Below are 15,439 nucleotides of genomic sequence, written 5' to 3' on the forward strand. Positions count from 1 at the left end.
GCCTCACCCTGGGCGTGCTGCCCCTGCCCGACCCGGCGCACCGGCTGGCCTGGCTCGCCGGCCGACTTCCTGCGCGAGGCGGGGTGGGTGGGCGGCGCGTGAGGGTGGGGATCAGTAGACCGGTCTGCATATTTTCCTGCGGGCGGTGCGCGGGCGGTGCGCGGGCGGGGCCTGGTCAGTGGGTGTGGTGGTAGGTGGCGAGGGTGGTGAAGGCGGCCTTGGGGTCCCAGGGGAGGTCGGGGTAGGTGGTCCCGGGGCGGTCCTCGTAGACCTTGACGATGCCGTAGCTGGCGAGGTCGAGGTCGTCGCGGGGGTCGGCGTCGGGGCGGTGCACGTGGTCGTAGAGGGCGAAGGTGAAGACGAAGGTGGCGTCGATGCCGCCGGCGTCGAAGGCCTCCAGCAGTTCGCGCAGGTAGGCGGCCTGGCCGGCCTCGTCGCGCTCGTACGCGGCTTTCAGGCGGACGGGGCCCTCGGCGTCGTACTCGACGATGTCCAGGCCGAGCGCGCCCCGGTTGCCCGCGCCGCGGTAGCCGGCGGAGCCGAACTCGGTGATGGCGACGGGTTTTCCCTGCGCGGCCAGGTCGTGGACGCCGTCGGCGAACCGGTCGGCGGTCTCGGCGGAGCGGTAGAGGTCGAGGGAGACGAGGTCGAAGGGCGTCCAGTCGACGCGCTCCAGCGGTACGGCGGCGTAGGTGACGCGTCCGCCGAAGTGTTCGCGGACGGTGGCCACGGCCTGGTCGAGGAACGTGTTGACCCGGCCGCTGACCGGTCCGAGGTGTTCGCGGACGAGCTCGGGTCGGCCGAGCAGGGCGATGCGTTCGTCCGTGGTGTCGCCGGGCAGGAACCCCGGGTTCATCAGGCTGAGTTCGGCCCCGGTGACGAACACCACCTCGGCCCTGCGCCGCCGCAGCCGTTCCGCGCGCTCGGCACAGTCGGCGAACAGGGCCAGCAGTTCGTCGGTGGCGAGTTCCAGCGGGTACGGGGAGTACCAGACCTCCAGTCCGAGGTCGGCGGCGAGTCCGGCGGCGAGTTCGATCCGGTCGGGGTCGCCGCCCATGATGCGGACCGCGTTGCAGTGCAGGTCGTCGCGGATGATGCGCAGTTCGCGTTCGACCTCCTTCGGGTCGAACCGGCTGCGGGAGTACGACCCGTTCCTGACGAATCCGGTGTCGTAGCTGATGCCTTTGGCGCGCACGGTGTCCTGCCTTCCTGGGGGTGGGGCGGGGAGCAGGCAAATACGGTACGGCCAGTACCCTAGTTGGCGCGGGCCGGAGAGGACAAGAAGGATGGGAGGGTAGGGGGCGGTATCGACGGCGGTACCGGCGACGGGGCCGGACTGGATCGGACGGGACGAGGGCCATGGCCGGGCAGACGCGGCGGCGCGGGGCGGCGCTGGAGGAGGCGATCCTCCGGGCGGCGGTGGCGGAGCTCACCGAGTCCGGATTCGCCGGGCTGACCATGGACAAGGTCGCCGCCCGCGCCGGCACCAACAAGAACGCCCTCTACCGCCGTTGGCCCAACCGCCTGGCCCTCGGCATCGCCGCCTACAAGCAGCTGGCCACCGCCGCCGTGCCCCCCGACACCGGTGAACTACGTGGGGACGCCCTGGAGTTGCTCCGCCAGGCGAACCGGCACTGGAGCTCCCCGCTCGGCGCGATCCTGCGCGAACTCCTGGCCGCCGCCGGTGGCGCGGCGGAGTTCCTGGCGCAGCTCCAGGACCAGTCCGGCGAGGCCGCGGCCGCCCCCTGGCTCACCGTCCTGGGGCGCGCGGTCGCCCGCGGCGAAGCGGCCCCCGAGGCGCTCCACCCCAGGGTCGCCACGGTGGCGGTGGTGCTGCTGCGCAACGAGTTCGTGGTGCGGGGCGTGCCGACCGCGCCCGACGACGTCCTGGTCGAGATCGTGGACGAGGTCTACCTGCCGCTGATCCGGCGCCGCGGGCCGTCGGACGTCTGAACGGACACGGCCCTGGAGCGGCGCCCAGCGGGACTCGTCGGTCGGGCTGAGGGCGGGCCGAGGGCGGGTCGAGGGCGGGCCGAGGGCGGGCGCGGGCCTCCGGGTTCAGGAACCGCCGAGGTGGCGGGCCTCCAGGTACACCGTCCGCTCGGTCTGCCCCCGGGTCGGCGAGGAAGCGGTCCAGGCAGTCCTTCGGTGCCCGAAAGCTCAGGTTCAGGACCTCCCCGGGGTGCTTCGTCGATCCGTGGAACCCGACGCCCTGAAGGTCGCGCGCGGGCAGGTCCAGCCCGAACGCCTTCGTCACCTTTTCGAGGGTCCGCCCCTCCGGGCTGCCCGGGTACGCCCTCGGGTCCGTGTCCGGCAGGATCCGCCTAGCGGGGCCTAACTGTTCCCGGCGACCAGGGAGTTGGTGAGCCGGTCGGCGACGGTGGCGTCGAGGGGGGCGTGGCCGAGGAGGAAGCGGTACCAGAAGACGCCGTAGACCTGGTCGACGATCAGGTCGAGGTCGGTGTCGTCGGCGAGTTCGCCGCGTTCGCGGCCGCGGGCGAGGAGGTCGCGCAGGGCGGTGCGGCGGGTGGCGGTGAAGGTCTGCATGAGGTCGGCGAGGTGGGGGTCGCGGGCGGCTTCGCGGACGAGGGTGCGCAGGGCGGGGGCGGTGGTGTCGCGCTGGGAGCCGTCGAAGGTGGTGGCGATGAAGGCGTGGAGGTCGGTGCGCAGGGTGCCGGTGTCGGGGCCGGGGACGTCCTGGTCGGCCCGGTCGGTGAGGGCGTCGAGCAGGACGGCACCCTTGGAGGGCCACCAGCGGTAGACGGTCTGCTTGCCGACGCCGGCGCTGCGGGCGATGGCGTCGATGGTGACGGGGGTGCCGTCGGACTCGGCGAGCAGGTGCAGGGCCGCGTCGAGGATCGCCTGGTGGGCGGCCTCGTTGCGGCGGCGTCCGGTGTGCGGGCGGGCTTCGGTCATCGTGTTCCCTTTCCTCTTCCCCCGCTTGACAAGACTATCAGTCTCGATAACATTATTGACGGAACTAGCGGTCTCGACAATATGAAGGACACGCCACCATGAGCACCACGTCAAACCTCTTCACCGGACAGCGCGTCGTCGTGATGGGCGGCAGCTCGGGCATCGGCGAGGCCGCGGCCACCGCCTTCGCCGCGGACGGCGCCGAGGTCGTGATCACCGGCCGCGGCCGGGACCGGCTGGACGCCGCCGTCGCCCGGATCGGCGGCAGGACCACCGGCCACCAGCTGGACGCGGCCGACCCCGAGGCCGTCGCGGCCTTCTTCGCCCAGTCCGGCACCGTCGACCACCTGGTCGTCGCGGTCAGCGGCGCGGCCGGCAGCGGTCCGTTCGCCCAGCTCGACCTGGCCGACCTCGCCACCGGGTTCGACGCCAAGTTCTGGCCGCAGGTCCGCGTCCTCCAGGCGGCGCTGCCGCACCTGCGGTCGGACGGATCCGTCACGCTGATCACCGCCGCCTCCGCCCGCGCCGCGTTCCCCGGCACCGCCGGACTCGCCGCCATCAACGGCGCGCTGGAGGCGATGGTCCCGCCGCTGGCCGTCGAACTCGCCCCGCTGCGGATCAACGCCGTCTCGCCCGGCGTCATCGACACCCCGTGGTGGGACCGCGTCCCGGCCGAGCAGCGGACGGCGCTGTTCGACGGCCTCGCCGCCACCACCCCGGTCGGCCGCGTCGGCCGGGCCGAGGACGTCGCGCAGGCGATCCACCTGCTGGCCGCCAACACCTTCGTGACGGGCGTGGTGTTCGACTGCACGGGCGGGGCCAACCTGCCCACCGGGCGCTGAACGAACCGTCGGCCGACCGGGCCCGGCCCGCAGCCGGCTCCGGGCCGGGCACTGCTGCGGGCCGGAGCCGGCTACGGGCCGGGGGTTGTCACAGCTCAGCCGTACGGTTCGGTCATGAGCGTTCCCGACCTGATCCCCATCCGGTACGAGCCCGACTACCGCACCCGCACCATCGGCCGGTGCGAGGGCGGCCAGTTCCTCGCCTCCGTCACGGCGGCCTTCCCGGAGGTCGGGACCGACGTCGGGAACTGGCAGGCGCAGAAGCGCTGGTTCGCGGTGCTCCACCGCTTCGACGACGCCGGCCGGCACCTCGACTCGCGCATCCACTCGACCGGCACGACGGCGGACGGCGAGAAGGCGGCCGTCGAGGCCGCCCGCGCACTCCTCGCCGACTGGCTCGACGCCCTCCCCGGTCGCGCGTACGGGGACATCGCCATCGCGCCGTTCGCCGTCCGGGTCGAGGGGTCCCTGTTCGGGCTGGTCATCGAGACGGACGAGGAGGACGAGACGGACGGGGAGGAGGAAGAAGAGGGCGAGGACGGCGAGGGCGGGGTCTGGGCCGAGCTCTACCCCGACGGCCTCGGCTTCCACGCCCCGTGGGACGGCTGCTACGACACCTGAGCCGCGGCCACCGTCACCGCTTCGCCTCCTGGCGGCCCTTGAGGAACGCCCTCGGCACCGGGCCGACCCCTGCCGAGGCGGGGGTCGGCCCGGGTGGCGCGGTCAGCCCGCGTACTGGGCGAAGATCTTCGCGAACTCGTACGGCTGCTGCGCGATGTTGGTGCACTTGGAGAGCGAGCCGCCGGTGCAGGCGTTGGCGTCGCGGGTGGCGTCCCAGAAGGCCAGCAGGCCGAGGTGGTTCTGCCGGGCGAAGGTCACCAACTGCTGGGCGGCGGCCTGGTTGTAGATCTGGTGGTCGTCGTTCTCGCCGATCATCGGGGTGACGCCGACCATGGCCCACAGCTGGGCGTCGGTCTTCGCCGGGTAGAGCGCCTTGAGCTGGCCGAACAGGGCTTGGGCGGCCTGCACGGCGGCGTTGCCGTAGTCGGTGCCGGTCCGGTAGTAGTCCATCGCCATGATGTTCACCAGGTCGACGGCGACCCCGGCGTCGCGGGCGGACTTGACGATGGCGACGCCTTCGGCGGTCAGGCCCTCGGGCAGGACGGGCAGGGTGAAGGAGACCTTGAGGCCGGGGTGGGCCTGCTGGAGCTTGGCGAGCGCGGCGGAGCGGCGGTCGTTGGAGGCGGTGTCGGCGATGGCCGCGCCCTCGATGTCGAAGTCGACGTAGCGCAGGTTGTAGGCGTTGACCACGGCGTCGTACTCGGCGAACAGCGAGTCCACGGTGGTGCAGGCGGCGGCGAGTTCGGTGCCGCTGGCGCCGCCGAAGGAGAGCTTGACGTCGCCGCCGGCCGCGCGCAGCGCGTCGATCTGGTCCTTGGCCCAGCCGGTGCGCGGGTCGTAGGCGTTGAACCAGCTGGCCTTGCAGCCGACGCCGGTGACGAAGCCCATGGTGTAGGCCTTGAGGTTGCCGGACTTGGCCATGTCGGGCATGGACGGGGTGGGCCAGGCGCCCATGTCGATGTAGGGCGCGACGGGGACGGCGACGTTCGGCGGCGGGGTGCTCGGGCCGCCGGTGGGCGTGCCGGTGGGGCCGCCGGTCGGGGTGCCCGAAGTGGGCGGCGGGGTGGTGGGGTTGCCGCCGCCGGGGCCGGTGAGCGTGATGTCGTCGGCGAGGTAGGCGCCCTGCCCGTACCAGCCGTGCAGGTAGACGGTGACGCTGGTGGTGGCCGGGCCGGTGGTGAAACTGGTGGACAGCTGCTGCCAGTTGGCGCCGCCCGGCGTCCAGATGGCCGGGTCGGTGACGCCGCTGCCGGTGGCGCCCAGGTAGACGTACTGGCCCTGCACCCAGGCGCTGAGGTTGTACGTGGTGTTGGGCTGGACGGTGACGGTCTGGCCGCACTGTGCGGTGTCGCTCGCGCCGACCGCCCCCTTCAGTGCGTAGCTGCCGCTGTGCGCACCGGAGTTGACGACGCTGCCGGTCCCGCCGGAACAGCTCCACGGGCTGAGCGTGCCGCTCTCCAGACCGGGGTTGGCCAGCAGGTTGCCGTCGGCGGCGCCGGCGTTCCCGGCGAGCGTGGCGAGGCCGCCGGCGGCGAGCGCGGTGGCGGCGGCGAGGCTCAGCAGCTTGGTGCGACCGGCGGGGCGGCGGTGCGTGGGGGCGGGCTGGGGCGCGCTGGGCATGGGGGTGCCTCTCGGGACGTGGGGCCGCCCGCGCCGCGAAGGGGGATACGCGGGGCGGGCGGCAGCATGGGGGGCTGGTCCGGTGCGGGGGAGGAGCGCGGTGCTGAGCATCAAACTGGACTAGACCAGCTGTGCACGTCAAGCACTTCCGGGGCATCGGAAGCCCGCTGTGGGAAGGTTTTAGGAACGGTTTAAGGCTCCGGGATCCCGCTCCTGGAACACCGATCCGCGCCCTCGGACGGCACCCCTGTCGACCTCCGGCGCCCTGGCAGGAGGATTTTCGGCTCCCGGCAGGAGGCGGCCGCGAAAGCGACGGCGGTGAAGGCCGGGCCCCGGAGTCGACCCGACGAACGCCGTCCCGCCCACGATTCCGTTGCCGCTGATGGCACTTGCCGTGATGGCGCCCGCGCCGATGGTCCGGGTCAGCGAACCCTGAGCGTCCCATTCGGCTTCGGCGTAGCTCTTCCGGTAACTGACCCTGTCAGGGCTCGCCGTGCGGGGTGAAGCACTTTAAGCGAGGGGGAAACAACGGTCGGCAAGGAGGAGAAGGCCCGCCCGCTGGTCTCGAACCGGCGGGCGGGCTGGCGGTTCAGCGGATCACCCGCAGCACGGCTTGCACTCCTTGACCTGGACGTCGTCCACGACCGGGCCGGCCGCGCCCGCGTTGGTGCTGGCGAAGGTCAGCGTGGTGGAGGCGTTCCGCGCGACGAAGCTGAACTGGCGCCCCACGTAACCCATGTTGGTCGGCGTCTTGCCGGTGATGTCGAAGGAGAAGTCCTGGAAGTCCTGGCCGTCGACGAGCACCCGGCCGGTCTTCACGGTCGGTGCGGCCGACGTGTTGCCGGCCAGCGCGTACGTCACGGAGTAGGTGGCGCCCGGGACGGTGGTGAAGGACTGGGCGACGGCGCCGGTGGTGGCGCCGTTGAGGTCCACCGACTGGTCGCCCTCGGCGGCCTGCCAGAACCCGGCGCCGATCAGGTCGACGCTGCCGGTGGTGACCGTCCACGGGCCGATGGTCTGTCCGGCGCCGAACTCGGCGAAGCTGTTCGCCGGGGCCTTGGGCGACTCGAAGCTTCCGTCGTCGAAGCGGCTGAGGGCGCGGTGGCCGCCGGCGGCCTGCGCCGGGACGGTCACGGCGGTGGCGGCGGCCACGATCACGGCGACGGCGGCGAGGCGGGTGCGCGAGAACGTCATGGGTTCCTCCCCAACGGGATACGACTGGATGAGCCGATGATCGGCTGTGCCCAGAGGGTCCGCCGTCGCCGTGAGCCCTGCCAAGACCGGGCGGATGGCGCCCGGTGGTGCGGAGGTTCCGCAGACGGGCTCCCGCGCGCCGGTTTGACGGGTGATCACCTGGTGTCGGCCGGGCGGCCGGCCTGCGCCCGCACGGCGGCGGGCCGTGGTGCGAACGCACGGTTCGGATGGTCGTGTCCGCGCGCATGGTGGTGAGGTCCGTCGCACGCGCTCCGCCTGCGCCTCGGGCGCATCCCACCCCCGGGTGAGCCGAGGGCCGCTCATACGATCAACGGCCCCTCTGGCGGTCGGCGGATCGGAAGTGGATCCGAGGCGGATCCGAGGCGGATCCGAGGCGCGTCCGGACGGGCTTGACCTTGAGTGCACTCCAAGGTGAAAGCTGGACGCGTTGATCCACCGCAGCACCCCGCGAGCGGCCAAGCACACCACCACGATCGGAGCACCGTCATGCGCAACGCCACGTTCGGTACCAACGGCCCGGAGACCGGCGTCATCGGCCTCGGCTGCATGGGGATGACCTGGGCCTACGACGTGCGGAACCGGGACGACGAGAACTCCGTCCGGGTGATCCGGCAGGCGCTGGACCTCGGTGTCACCCTGATCGACACCGCCGACATGTACGGCCCCTACACCAACGAGGAGGTGGTCGGCGCCGCGCTGGCCGGCCCGTACCGGGAACGCGCCTTCCTCGCCACCAAGGTCGGCATCGTCCCGGGCGGGTCCGGCCAGTCGGCCCGCGACGGCAGCCCCGAGCACGTGCGCCGCTCGATCGACGACAGCCTGCGCCGCCTCGGCACCGACCACGTCGACCTCTACCAGCTGCACCGGGTCGACCCGGCCGTCCCGATCGAGGAGACCTGGGGCGCCCTCGCCGAGACCGTCGCGGCCGGCAAGGCCCGCCGGATCGGGCTCTCCGAGGTGACCGTCGAGGAGATCAAGCGGGCCCAGTCGGTGCACCCGGTGGCGTCCGTGCAGTCCGAGCTCTCGCTCTGGACCCGGGACGTGCTGGCCGAGGTGCTGCCGTACACCGAGGAGCAGGGCATCGCCTTCCTGCCGTTCTCGCCGCTCGGCCGGGGCTTCCTGACCGGCAGCATCGCCTCCTTCGACGAACTGCCCGCCGACGACTTCCGCCGCCGGCTGCCGCGCTTCCAGCAGGACGCGCTGAAGGAGAACCTGGCACTGGTCGGCAGGGTCAAGGAGGTCGCCGAGCGGATCGGCGCGACGCCCGCGCAGGTCGCGCTGGCCTGGGTGCTGGCGCAGGGCCGGTACGTCTTCCCGATCCCGGGTACCAAGACGCCGCGCTACCTGGTGGACAACGCGGGCGCGGCCGAGGTCGTGCTCTCGGCTGCGGACCTGGCCGACCTGGACGCGCTGCCGACTCCGACCGGCGAGCGGTACTGAGCGGCCAGCGGTACTCAACGGCGAGGGGTGCTGAGCGGCGAGCGGTGCCGAGCGGCACGGGCCGCCCGGGTCGCCGGCCCCGCCTCGGAACGCCGTCAGGCCTCCCGGATCCAGATCAGCTGCCGCCCGGTCTCGGCGGGAGCCCGGACGGCGGCCTCGGCGACCCGGTCGAGCCGGTAGCCGAGCTTGCGCGGGACGGCCGCGCTGGCGCCGTTCGCCTCGTCGCAGTGGATCTCCACCCGCGCGATGCCGGGCAGCGCCAGGGCGGCCTCGGTCAGCGCCCCGGCCGTGGTGGTGGCGATGCCGCGGCCGGCGTGCCGGGCGGCGACCCAGTAGCCGATCTCCAGTGCGCCGGGGCCGATCCGGCCGTGCAGGCCGAGGGCGCCGACCACGCCGCCGGGTTCGGCGTCCAGGCCGACCAGGTACATGAAGTCGGTGCCGGCCTCCCAGGCGAGGGAACCGGCCCGGGCCAGCTCGGCGGTCTGCGCCCGGGTGGGGGGCTCGGCCGCCCACTCCATCCAGGGCCGCAGGTGGTCCAGGTTGGCGCGGACGGCCTTGTTGAGCGCCACCGCGTGCGTGCTGCGGCGGCGCAGCAGCGAGATCCCGCCGGGCAGCCGCAGTTCCTCGGGCGGCCGCCCGGCGGTGACGGCGGTGGGAGCGGGCACGTGGAGCGGGGCGGGCGGGTACTTGCAGGACCGTGACTGCGGGTGGCTCATGGCCGCGATTATGTCCTTGGCCGGGACCTGTCACCAATGAATTCCAGACGGCCTCCCACCAGGCCTCTCACCGGTCCCCGCCACACCCCGGCGCGCCCGGCCGCACCCCCGGCGCACCGGGGCGCGCACACGCCCGGCGGTCAGAGCCGGATCAGCACCTCGTCCAGCTCCTTGCGCCGCAGATCCGGCACCCGCGCCCCCTCGGCCGGGTAGCCGACCGGGATGACGTACGCGGCGCGCTCCTCCAGCGGGCGCTCGCAGACCTCGTTGAGGAACTTCATCGGGCTCGGCGTGTGGGTCAGCGTCGCCAGCCCGGCCTGGTGCAGCGAGGCCAGCAGCAGTCCGACCGCGATCCCCACCGACTCCTTGGTGTAGTAAGGCCGCGGCGAATCGGGCCCCTTGTGCACTTCGAACACCACGATCACCGCCGGCGCGTCCTCCAGGAACGGCTTGCGCCAGTCGGTGCCGATCGGCGCCAGCGCGGCCAGCCACTCCTCCGACGCCCGGTGCGCGTAGAACTCGCGCTCCTCGGCCTCGGCGGCCTCGCGCAGCCGCCGCTTGCGCTCCGGGTCGGTGATCACCACGAACCGCCAGGGCTGGATGTGCGCACCGCTGGGCGCGGTGTTGGCGGTCCGGATCGCCCACTCGACGACCCCGTCCGGGATCGGGCGGGTCGCGTAGTCGCGGACGGTCCGGCGCTGCGCCATCACGTCGTGGAAGGACCTGCTGCGGGCCTCGGCCTCGTGGGCCGGCACCGTCATCGGGGTGAGGGGGACGGTCGGGTGGGGCGTCCCTGCCACTGCACTGTCAACCATGGCCGACAGCACAGCACATGACGGCCGTGCCGGGAAGAGGTCGAGACCAATCCGCAGATCAGGTCCATCCGGCGGGTCCATCCGGCAGGGCCGCCCGGCGGGGCCGCCCTGCCGGATGGGACTACAGCTCGTGCACCCGCCCGTCCCGGACCTCGATCCGCCGGTTCACCGTGACGGTGTCCAGCATCCGCCGGTCGTGGGTGACCAGCAGCAGGGTCCCGGTGTACGAGCCGAGCGCCGCCTCCAACTGCTCGATCGCGGGCAGGTCCAGGTGGTTGGTGGGCTCGTCCAGCACCAGCAGGTTGACCCCGCGCGCCTGGAGCAGCGCCAGCGCGGCCCTGGTGCGCTCGCCGGGGGAGAGGGTGCCGGCCGGGCGCTTCACGTGCACCGCCTTGAGGCCGAACTTGGCCAGCAGGGTGCGCACCTCCTCCGGCGTGAGCTCCGGGACGGCGGCGGCGAAGGCGTCCGCCAGCGGCTCGCCGCCGAGGAACAGCCCGCGCGCCTGGTCCACCTCGCCGACCACCACGCCGGAGCCCAACGAGGCGCTGCCGCCGTCGAGTTCGAGCCGGCCGAGCAGGGCGGCCAGCAGCGTCGACTTGCCCGCGCCGTTGGCGCCGGTGATGGCGACCCGGTCCGCCCAGTCGATCTGGAGGTCCACCGGGCCGAAGGCGAAGTCGCCGCGGCGGGCGACGGCCGCGCGCAGGGTGGCGACCACCGAGCCGGAGCGCGGGGCGGTGGCGATCTCCATCCGCAGCTCCCACTCCTTGCGCGGCTCCTCGACCACGTCCAGCCGCTCGATCATCCGCTGGGTCTGCCGGGCCTTGGAGGCCTGCTTCTCGGTCGACTCGGCGCGCTGCGCCTTTCCGATCTTGTCGTTGTCGGAGGACTTGCGGCGGGCGTTGCGCACGCCGTGCTCCATCCAGCCGCGCTGCATCCGGGCCCGGGCCTCCAGCCCGGCCTTGGTGTCGGCGTACTCGTCGTACTCCTCGCGGGCGTGCCGGCGGGCCACCGCGCGCTCCTCCAGGTACGCCTCGTAGCCGCCGCCGTACAGGTTGACCTGCTGCTGGTGCAGGTCCAGCTCCAGCACCTTGGTGACGGTGCGGGCCAGGAACTCGCGGTCGTGGCTGATCAGCACGGTGCCCGCGCGCAGGCCCTTGACGAAGGCCTCCAGCCGCTCCAGGCCGTCGAGGTCGAGGTCGTTGGTGGGCTCGTCCAGCAGGAAGACGTCGTAGCGGGAGAGCAGCAGCGAGGCGAGGCCGGCCCGGGCGGCCTGGCCGCCGGACAGCGCCGTCATCGGCAGGTCGAGCGAGACCTTCAGGCCGAGCGAGTCGGCGACCTCCTCGGCGCGCTCCTCCAGGTCGGCGCCGCCCAGCTCCAGCCAGCGGTCCAGGCTCGCCGCGTACGCGTCGTCGGCGCCCGGGCGGCCCTCGACCAGGTCCTCGGTGGCCTCGTCCAGCGCGGTCTGTGCGGCCGCCACGCCGGTGCGGCGGGCCAGGAAGTCGCGCACCGACTCGCCCTCGCGCCGCTCCGGCTCCTGCGGCAGGTGGCCGATGTTGGCGCTCGCCGGGCTGAGCCGCAGCGAACCGCCCTCGGGGGTGTCCAGCCCGGCCAGCAGCCGCAGCAGCGTCGACTTGCCGGCGCCGTTCACGCCGACCAGGCCGATCACGTCACCGGGGGCGACGACCAGGTCCAGGCCGGAGAAGAGGGTGCGTTCGCCGTGACCGGCGGCGAGGTCCTTGACTACGAGTGTGGCGCTCATGATGAGCCCGATTGTAGGAGGAGCGGGCCGGGTGGCGGAAAAGCCCGGGGCCGCGGCGCGGCTGCCGCGACCCCGGGGACCGGCCGCGCGGGCCGGTCAGGAGGTCACTTGGACTTCTTCGAGAAGTAGTCGAACATCCGGGCCGCCACGTCGTCCAGGTACGGGCCGGCCTCCCAGGTGCTGGCGCCGTTGCCGATCGAGGTGTCGCTGACCAGGGCCGGCTTGCCGTCCTTGGCGGCGACCCAGCCGCCGCCGCTGCTGCCGCCGGTCATGTTGCAGCCGATCATCAGCATCGCCGGGCGGCTCGGGTCGCCGGTCTTCTTCACCGGCTTCCCGCTGTCGCAGTGGTCCAGCTCGACGCCGTCGAACGGCTTGCCGGCCGGGTAGCCGTAGGCGCTGACGCTGCTGAGCTGCTCACGCGGGGCGTTGAACCAGATCGGCACGGAGCCGCCGACGGTCTCCTCCAGCGACTTGCCGTCGCCGCTCGGGTTGGCGACCTTGATGATCCCGAAGTCGTACTGGCTCCACGGGCCGCCGTGCTCCGGGTCGGCCTCGGCCGACCACTGCGGCGAGACCATGCCGGCGGTCGCGCCCCACTCGCCGTACGGCTCGGCGTCGGTCTCGTTGGCCTGCTTGCCGCCGCTCAGCAGGCCGTTGCTGTTGTAGGCCGGGGCGAAGGAGATGTTGGTGTAGTACGTGCCGCCCTTGCCGCCGTTCAGGCAGTGGCTGGCGGTCCAGACCAGGTTGCTCTTGCCGGGGTTGGCCGGGTCGGAGACGACGGTGCCGGAGCACACGTAGTCCTCGTTCCCGTCCTTGAAGAAGAGCTTGCCGTTGACGTGCAGGTTCTTCGCGAACGGGTGCTGGGTCGGCTTGGCCTCGATGACGGTGGGCAGCGCGTCGCCGGTGCTCGGGGGCTGGGCGGTGGTGGGCTGCGCCGGGGCCGGGGCGGCCGGCTTCGAGGTCGGCTGGGCCGGGGCCGCGCCGGTCGGCTGGGCGGGCGGCTGCGCCGGGTCGGGCTGCGGCTGCGGCATCGGCTTGGGCTTGGCGTTCAGGATCCGCTGCAGGGTCCAGTAGCCCTTGACCGCCGGAGTGATCACGTTCTGCTGGGCCCACTTGTCCCAGTCCTCGAACTTCCAGGTCTTCAGCTCTTCGGCGGTCGGCAGCTTGATCGGCGCCGCGCCCGGCTTGCCGGTGGCGCCGGCCGCGACCGTCGGAGCCGTGGTCCGGGCCGTGACCGGGTCGCTGTTGTCCGGGCCGCACGCGGTCGCGGCCAGCACGGTCAGCGCGGCGACGGAGGCGCCCAGGACGGCACGGTTCGGCCGGTACATCGGTGACATGAGTTCAAATCCCCCTGTGAATAACCGCCACGCGACCCCTTCCTCGGGTACGGCTCCGGGGAGCCGCAGGCGTGGCAGGGGAGGAGTCTGCCATGCGGATAAAGGCCTCTTACGCACGCCCCCGGACTGGGGCGGGGCCGTCACCGGATCGGCACCGGACCGGCACCCGCCCTCCTCCGGGCGCCCGGAATCCGGTCGGGCGAGCCGCTTCCCGACGCGTGTCCAGGGGTGCTTTCCGGCGCGCCGAAATTCGGTTGCCCGGGTCCGGCGCCGTGCGTAGCGTGGACGGAGTCACCCGCCAGACAAGGAGAAGGCCGTTGCTCTACTGAGGTCCCGAGACACCGCCCCCGCCGCGCAGGCCCTTCGCCGCGCGGTGTGCGAGTGTGCGACCTCAGTCACGGCCCCGTGGCGAGCCCGATCCGGCTGATCCGGATCCGCCCCGCCCTCCCCCGGCCGTACCGGCCCGCACCCGCGGTGTCTCCCCGTGTTGCTCATCGTTCCCTTCGGCAACCACCCGGGAGGCCTTCCATGGCACAACCCACCACCGCCGTCCTCTGCACCGATCTCACCTTCGAGTGGCCCGACGGCAAGCCCGTCCTCGACGGCTTCCACCTCGCCGTCGGCCCCGGCCGCACCGGCCTGATCGGGCTCAACGGCGCCGGCAAGTCCACCCTGCTGCGGCTGATCGCCGGCGAGCTGACCCCGACCGGCGGCACCGTCCGGGTCGACGGCGAACTCGGCTACCTGCCCCAGGGGTTGACGCTGGACACCACCGTGCGGGTGGACGAGGCGCTCGGCATCCGGGCCACCCGTGAGGCACTGCACGCCATCGAGTCCGGGGACTCCGACCAGCGCCACTTCGACGCCGTCGGCGACGACTGGGACGTCGAGGAGCGCGCCCGCGCCACCCTCGACCGGCTCGGCCTGCACCGCCTCGGCCTCGACCGCACCACCGGGGAGCTCTCCGGCGGCGAGGCCGTCCTGCTGCGCCTCGCCGCCCTGCTGCTGCGCCGCCCCGACGTCCTGCTGCTCGACGAGCCCACCAACAACCTGGACCGGACGGCCCGGGAGCGGCTCTACGAGACGGTCGCCGGCTGGCACGGCGTCATGCTGATCGTCAGCCACGACCGCGAACTGCTCCAGCACGTCGACCAGATCGCCGACCTGCGGGACGGCGCGGTCACCTGGTACGGCGGCAACTTCGCCGAGTACGAGCGCACCCTCGCCGCCCAGCAGGAGACCGCCGAGCGGCTGTTGCGCAACGCCGAGGCCGACGTCGAGCGCCAGAAACGGGACTTGACCGAGGCCCGCACCCGGCTGGACCGCAGCGCCAGCTACGGCAAGAAGCGCTCGGTCACCCGCAACGACCCGCACATCTTCGCGGGCAAGCTCAAACGCCAGGGCCAGGAGACGGCCGGGCGGCTCCAGGGCATGCACACCGAGCGGCTGGAGGAGGCCCGGCAGCGGCTCACCGCCGCCGAGGAGGCGGTGCGCGACGACGCCGAGATCCGGATCGACCTGCCGCGCACGGCCGTCCCGGTCGGGCGCACCGTGCTCACTCTGCAGAAGGTCCGGCTGCCCTACGGCACCACCGCCGACCTCGACCTGCGCGGCCCCGAGCGGATCGCCCTGGTCGGCCGCAACGGCTCCGGCAAGACCACCCTGCTGCGCACCATCGCGGGCGAACTCGCCCCGCTGGAGGGCGAGGTCAGCACGCCGGTGCCGTTGCGCCACCTGCCGCAGCGGCTCGACCTGCTGGACGACAAGCTGACCGTGGCGGAGAACGTCAAGCTGTTCGCCCCCGCCGCCGGGGACAACGCGATCCGTGCCCGGCTGGCCCGCTTCCTGTTCCGCGGCGGCCGGGCCGACCAGCCCGCCGCCACCCTCTCCGGCGGCGAGCGGTTCCGGGCCACCCTGGCCGCGCTGCTGCTGGCCGACCCGCCGCCGCAGCTGCTGCTGCTCGACGAGCCGACCAACAATCTGGACCTCGCCAGCGTCCGCCAGCTCACCCAGGCGCTCGCCGCCTACCAGGGCGCGCTGATCGTGGCCAGCCACGACGTGCCGTTCCTGCGCGGCCTGGGCCTCACCCGGTGGCTGGAGCTGGACGGCGAACTGCGGGGGGTGGATCCGATGTAGGGGACCGGTACGTCGCGGGCGG

At 73.1% G+C, this 15,439-nt stretch carries 13 protein-coding genes; 5 read left to right on the forward strand and 8 right to left on the reverse strand.

Going from position 1 to position 15,439, the window contains the following annotated elements:
• Positions 1 to 175: 175 nt before the first annotated feature.
• Entirely contained in the window at positions 176 to 1,195 is a 1,020-nt protein-coding gene (locus AB0O19_RS34480; RefSeq protein ID WP_363625218.1) for a hypothetical protein, read from the reverse strand.
• 164 nt (positions 1,196 to 1,359) lie between these two features.
• On the opposite strand from AB0O19_RS34480, the gene AB0O19_RS34485 reads away from it, so the two are divergent.
• Positions 1,360 to 1,953, forward strand: a complete 594-nt coding sequence (locus tag AB0O19_RS34485; protein ID WP_363625220.1) for a TetR/AcrR family transcriptional regulator — start codon at positions 1,360 to 1,362, stop codon at positions 1,951 to 1,953.
• A 381-nt stretch (positions 1,954 to 2,334) separates the two neighbouring features.
• Here AB0O19_RS34485 and AB0O19_RS34490 read toward each other — a convergent pair whose 3' ends face one another.
• Positions 2,335 to 2,916 carry a TetR/AcrR family transcriptional regulator gene (locus AB0O19_RS34490; RefSeq protein ID WP_363625222.1) on the reverse strand — a complete coding sequence of 194 codons (582 nt, stop codon included), beginning with the start codon at positions 2,914 to 2,916 and terminating at the stop codon, positions 2,335 to 2,337.
• A 98-nt stretch (positions 2,917 to 3,014) separates the two neighbouring features.
• Here AB0O19_RS34490 and AB0O19_RS34495 point away from each other — a divergent pair, with 98 nt between their 5' ends.
• Positions 3,015 to 3,758, forward strand: coding sequence for an SDR family oxidoreductase (locus AB0O19_RS34495; protein ID WP_363625224.1), 744 nt, complete (start codon positions 3,015 to 3,017; stop codon positions 3,756 to 3,758).
• Positions 3,759 to 3,872: 114 nt separating this feature from the next.
• Positions 3,873 to 4,379: a hypothetical protein gene (locus tag AB0O19_RS34500; RefSeq protein WP_363625226.1), complete on the forward strand. Its 507-nt coding sequence runs from the start codon at positions 3,873 to 3,875 to the stop codon at positions 4,377 to 4,379.
• A gap of 102 nt (positions 4,380 to 4,481) precedes the next feature.
• Here AB0O19_RS34500 and AB0O19_RS34505 read toward each other — a convergent pair whose 3' ends face one another.
• Both AB0O19_RS34505 and AB0O19_RS34510 read right to left on the reverse strand, forming a co-directional pair.
• Positions 4,482 to 5,999, reverse strand: a complete 1,518-nt coding sequence (locus AB0O19_RS34505; RefSeq protein WP_363625228.1) for a carbohydrate binding domain-containing protein — start codon at positions 5,997 to 5,999, stop codon at positions 4,482 to 4,484.
• A 597-nt stretch (positions 6,000 to 6,596) separates the two neighbouring features.
• Positions 6,597 to 7,193 carry a choice-of-anchor C family protein gene (locus tag AB0O19_RS34510; RefSeq protein ID WP_363625230.1) on the reverse strand — a complete coding sequence of 199 codons (597 nt, stop codon included), beginning with the start codon at positions 7,191 to 7,193 and terminating at the stop codon, positions 6,597 to 6,599.
• 507 nt (positions 7,194 to 7,700) lie between these two features.
• Here AB0O19_RS34510 and AB0O19_RS34515 point away from each other — a divergent pair.
• Positions 7,701 to 8,654, forward strand: a complete 954-nt coding sequence (locus tag AB0O19_RS34515; protein WP_363625232.1) for an aldo/keto reductase — start codon at positions 7,701 to 7,703, stop codon at positions 8,652 to 8,654.
• A gap of 95 nt (positions 8,655 to 8,749) precedes the next feature.
• Here AB0O19_RS34515 and AB0O19_RS34520 read toward each other — a convergent pair whose 3' ends face one another.
• From AB0O19_RS34520 to AB0O19_RS34535, 4 genes are all read right to left on the reverse strand, one after another.
• Positions 8,750 to 9,370, reverse strand: a complete 621-nt coding sequence (locus AB0O19_RS34520) for a GNAT family N-acetyltransferase (RefSeq protein ID WP_363625233.1) — start codon at positions 9,368 to 9,370, stop codon at positions 8,750 to 8,752.
• A 140-nt stretch (positions 9,371 to 9,510) separates the two neighbouring features.
• Positions 9,511 to 10,185: a nitroreductase family protein gene (locus AB0O19_RS34525; RefSeq protein WP_363625235.1), complete on the reverse strand. Its 675-nt coding sequence runs from the start codon at positions 10,183 to 10,185 to the stop codon at positions 9,511 to 9,513.
• A gap of 121 nt (positions 10,186 to 10,306) precedes the next feature.
• The gene (locus AB0O19_RS34530) at positions 10,307 to 11,944 is read right to left on the reverse strand and encodes an ABC-F family ATP-binding cassette domain-containing protein (RefSeq protein WP_363625236.1); all 1,638 of its coding nucleotides are present in this window, start codon (positions 11,942 to 11,944) and stop codon (positions 10,307 to 10,309) included.
• Between the two features lie 104 nt (positions 11,945 to 12,048).
• The gene (locus AB0O19_RS34535; RefSeq protein ID WP_363625238.1) at positions 12,049 to 13,281 is read right to left on the reverse strand and encodes a hypothetical protein; all 1,233 of its coding nucleotides are present in this window, start codon (positions 13,279 to 13,281) and stop codon (positions 12,049 to 12,051) included.
• 528 nt (positions 13,282 to 13,809) lie between these two features.
• Between AB0O19_RS34535 and AB0O19_RS34540 the strand changes: the two genes are divergently transcribed.
• Complete coding sequence (locus tag AB0O19_RS34540; RefSeq protein WP_363585689.1) at positions 13,810 to 15,417, forward strand: ABC-F family ATP-binding cassette domain-containing protein; 1,608 nt, start codon at positions 13,810 to 13,812, stop codon at positions 15,415 to 15,417.
• Positions 15,418 to 15,439 lie beyond the last annotated feature (22 nt).

The organism is Kitasatospora sp. NPDC091276 (assembly GCF_040684355.1).
Classification (GTDB): Bacteria; Actinomycetota; Actinomycetes; order Streptomycetales; family Streptomycetaceae; genus Kitasatospora.

What these genes read in the sequence shown, in the direction of transcription:
- AB0O19_RS34485 (WP_363625220.1), top strand. Translation starts at nt 1,360, where the DNA reads ATGGCCGGGCAGACGCGGCGGCGCGGGGCGGCGCTGGAGGAGGCGATC.
- AB0O19_RS34490 (WP_363625222.1), bottom strand. Translation starts at nt 2,916, where the DNA reads ATGACCGAAGCCCGCCCGCACACCGGACGCCGCCGCAACGAGGCCGCC.
- AB0O19_RS34495 (WP_363625224.1), top strand. Translation starts at nt 3,015, where the DNA reads ATGAGCACCACGTCAAACCTCTTCACCGGACAGCGCGTCGTCGTGATG.
- AB0O19_RS34500 (WP_363625226.1), top strand. Translation starts at nt 3,873, where the DNA reads ATGAGCGTTCCCGACCTGATCCCCATCCGGTACGAGCCCGACTACCGC.
- AB0O19_RS34505 (WP_363625228.1), bottom strand. Translation starts at nt 5,999, where the DNA reads ATGCCCAGCGCGCCCCAGCCCGCCCCCACGCACCGCCGCCCCGCCGGT.
- AB0O19_RS34510 (WP_363625230.1), bottom strand. Translation starts at nt 7,193, where the DNA reads ATGACGTTCTCGCGCACCCGCCTCGCCGCCGTCGCCGTGATCGTGGCC.
- AB0O19_RS34515 (WP_363625232.1), top strand. Translation starts at nt 7,701, where the DNA reads ATGCGCAACGCCACGTTCGGTACCAACGGCCCGGAGACCGGCGTCATC.
- AB0O19_RS34520 (WP_363625233.1), bottom strand. Translation starts at nt 9,370, where the DNA reads ATGAGCCACCCGCAGTCACGGTCCTGCAAGTACCCGCCCGCCCCGCTC.
- AB0O19_RS34525 (WP_363625235.1), bottom strand. Translation starts at nt 10,185, where the DNA reads ATGGTTGACAGTGCAGTGGCAGGGACGCCCCACCCGACCGTCCCCCTC.
- AB0O19_RS34530 (WP_363625236.1), bottom strand. Translation starts at nt 11,944, where the DNA reads ATGAGCGCCACACTCGTAGTCAAGGACCTCGCCGCCGGTCACGGCGAA.
- AB0O19_RS34535 (WP_363625238.1), bottom strand. Translation starts at nt 13,281, where the DNA reads ATGTCACCGATGTACCGGCCGAACCGTGCCGTCCTGGGCGCCTCCGTC.
- AB0O19_RS34540 (WP_363585689.1), top strand. Translation starts at nt 13,810, where the DNA reads ATGGCACAACCCACCACCGCCGTCCTCTGCACCGATCTCACCTTCGAG.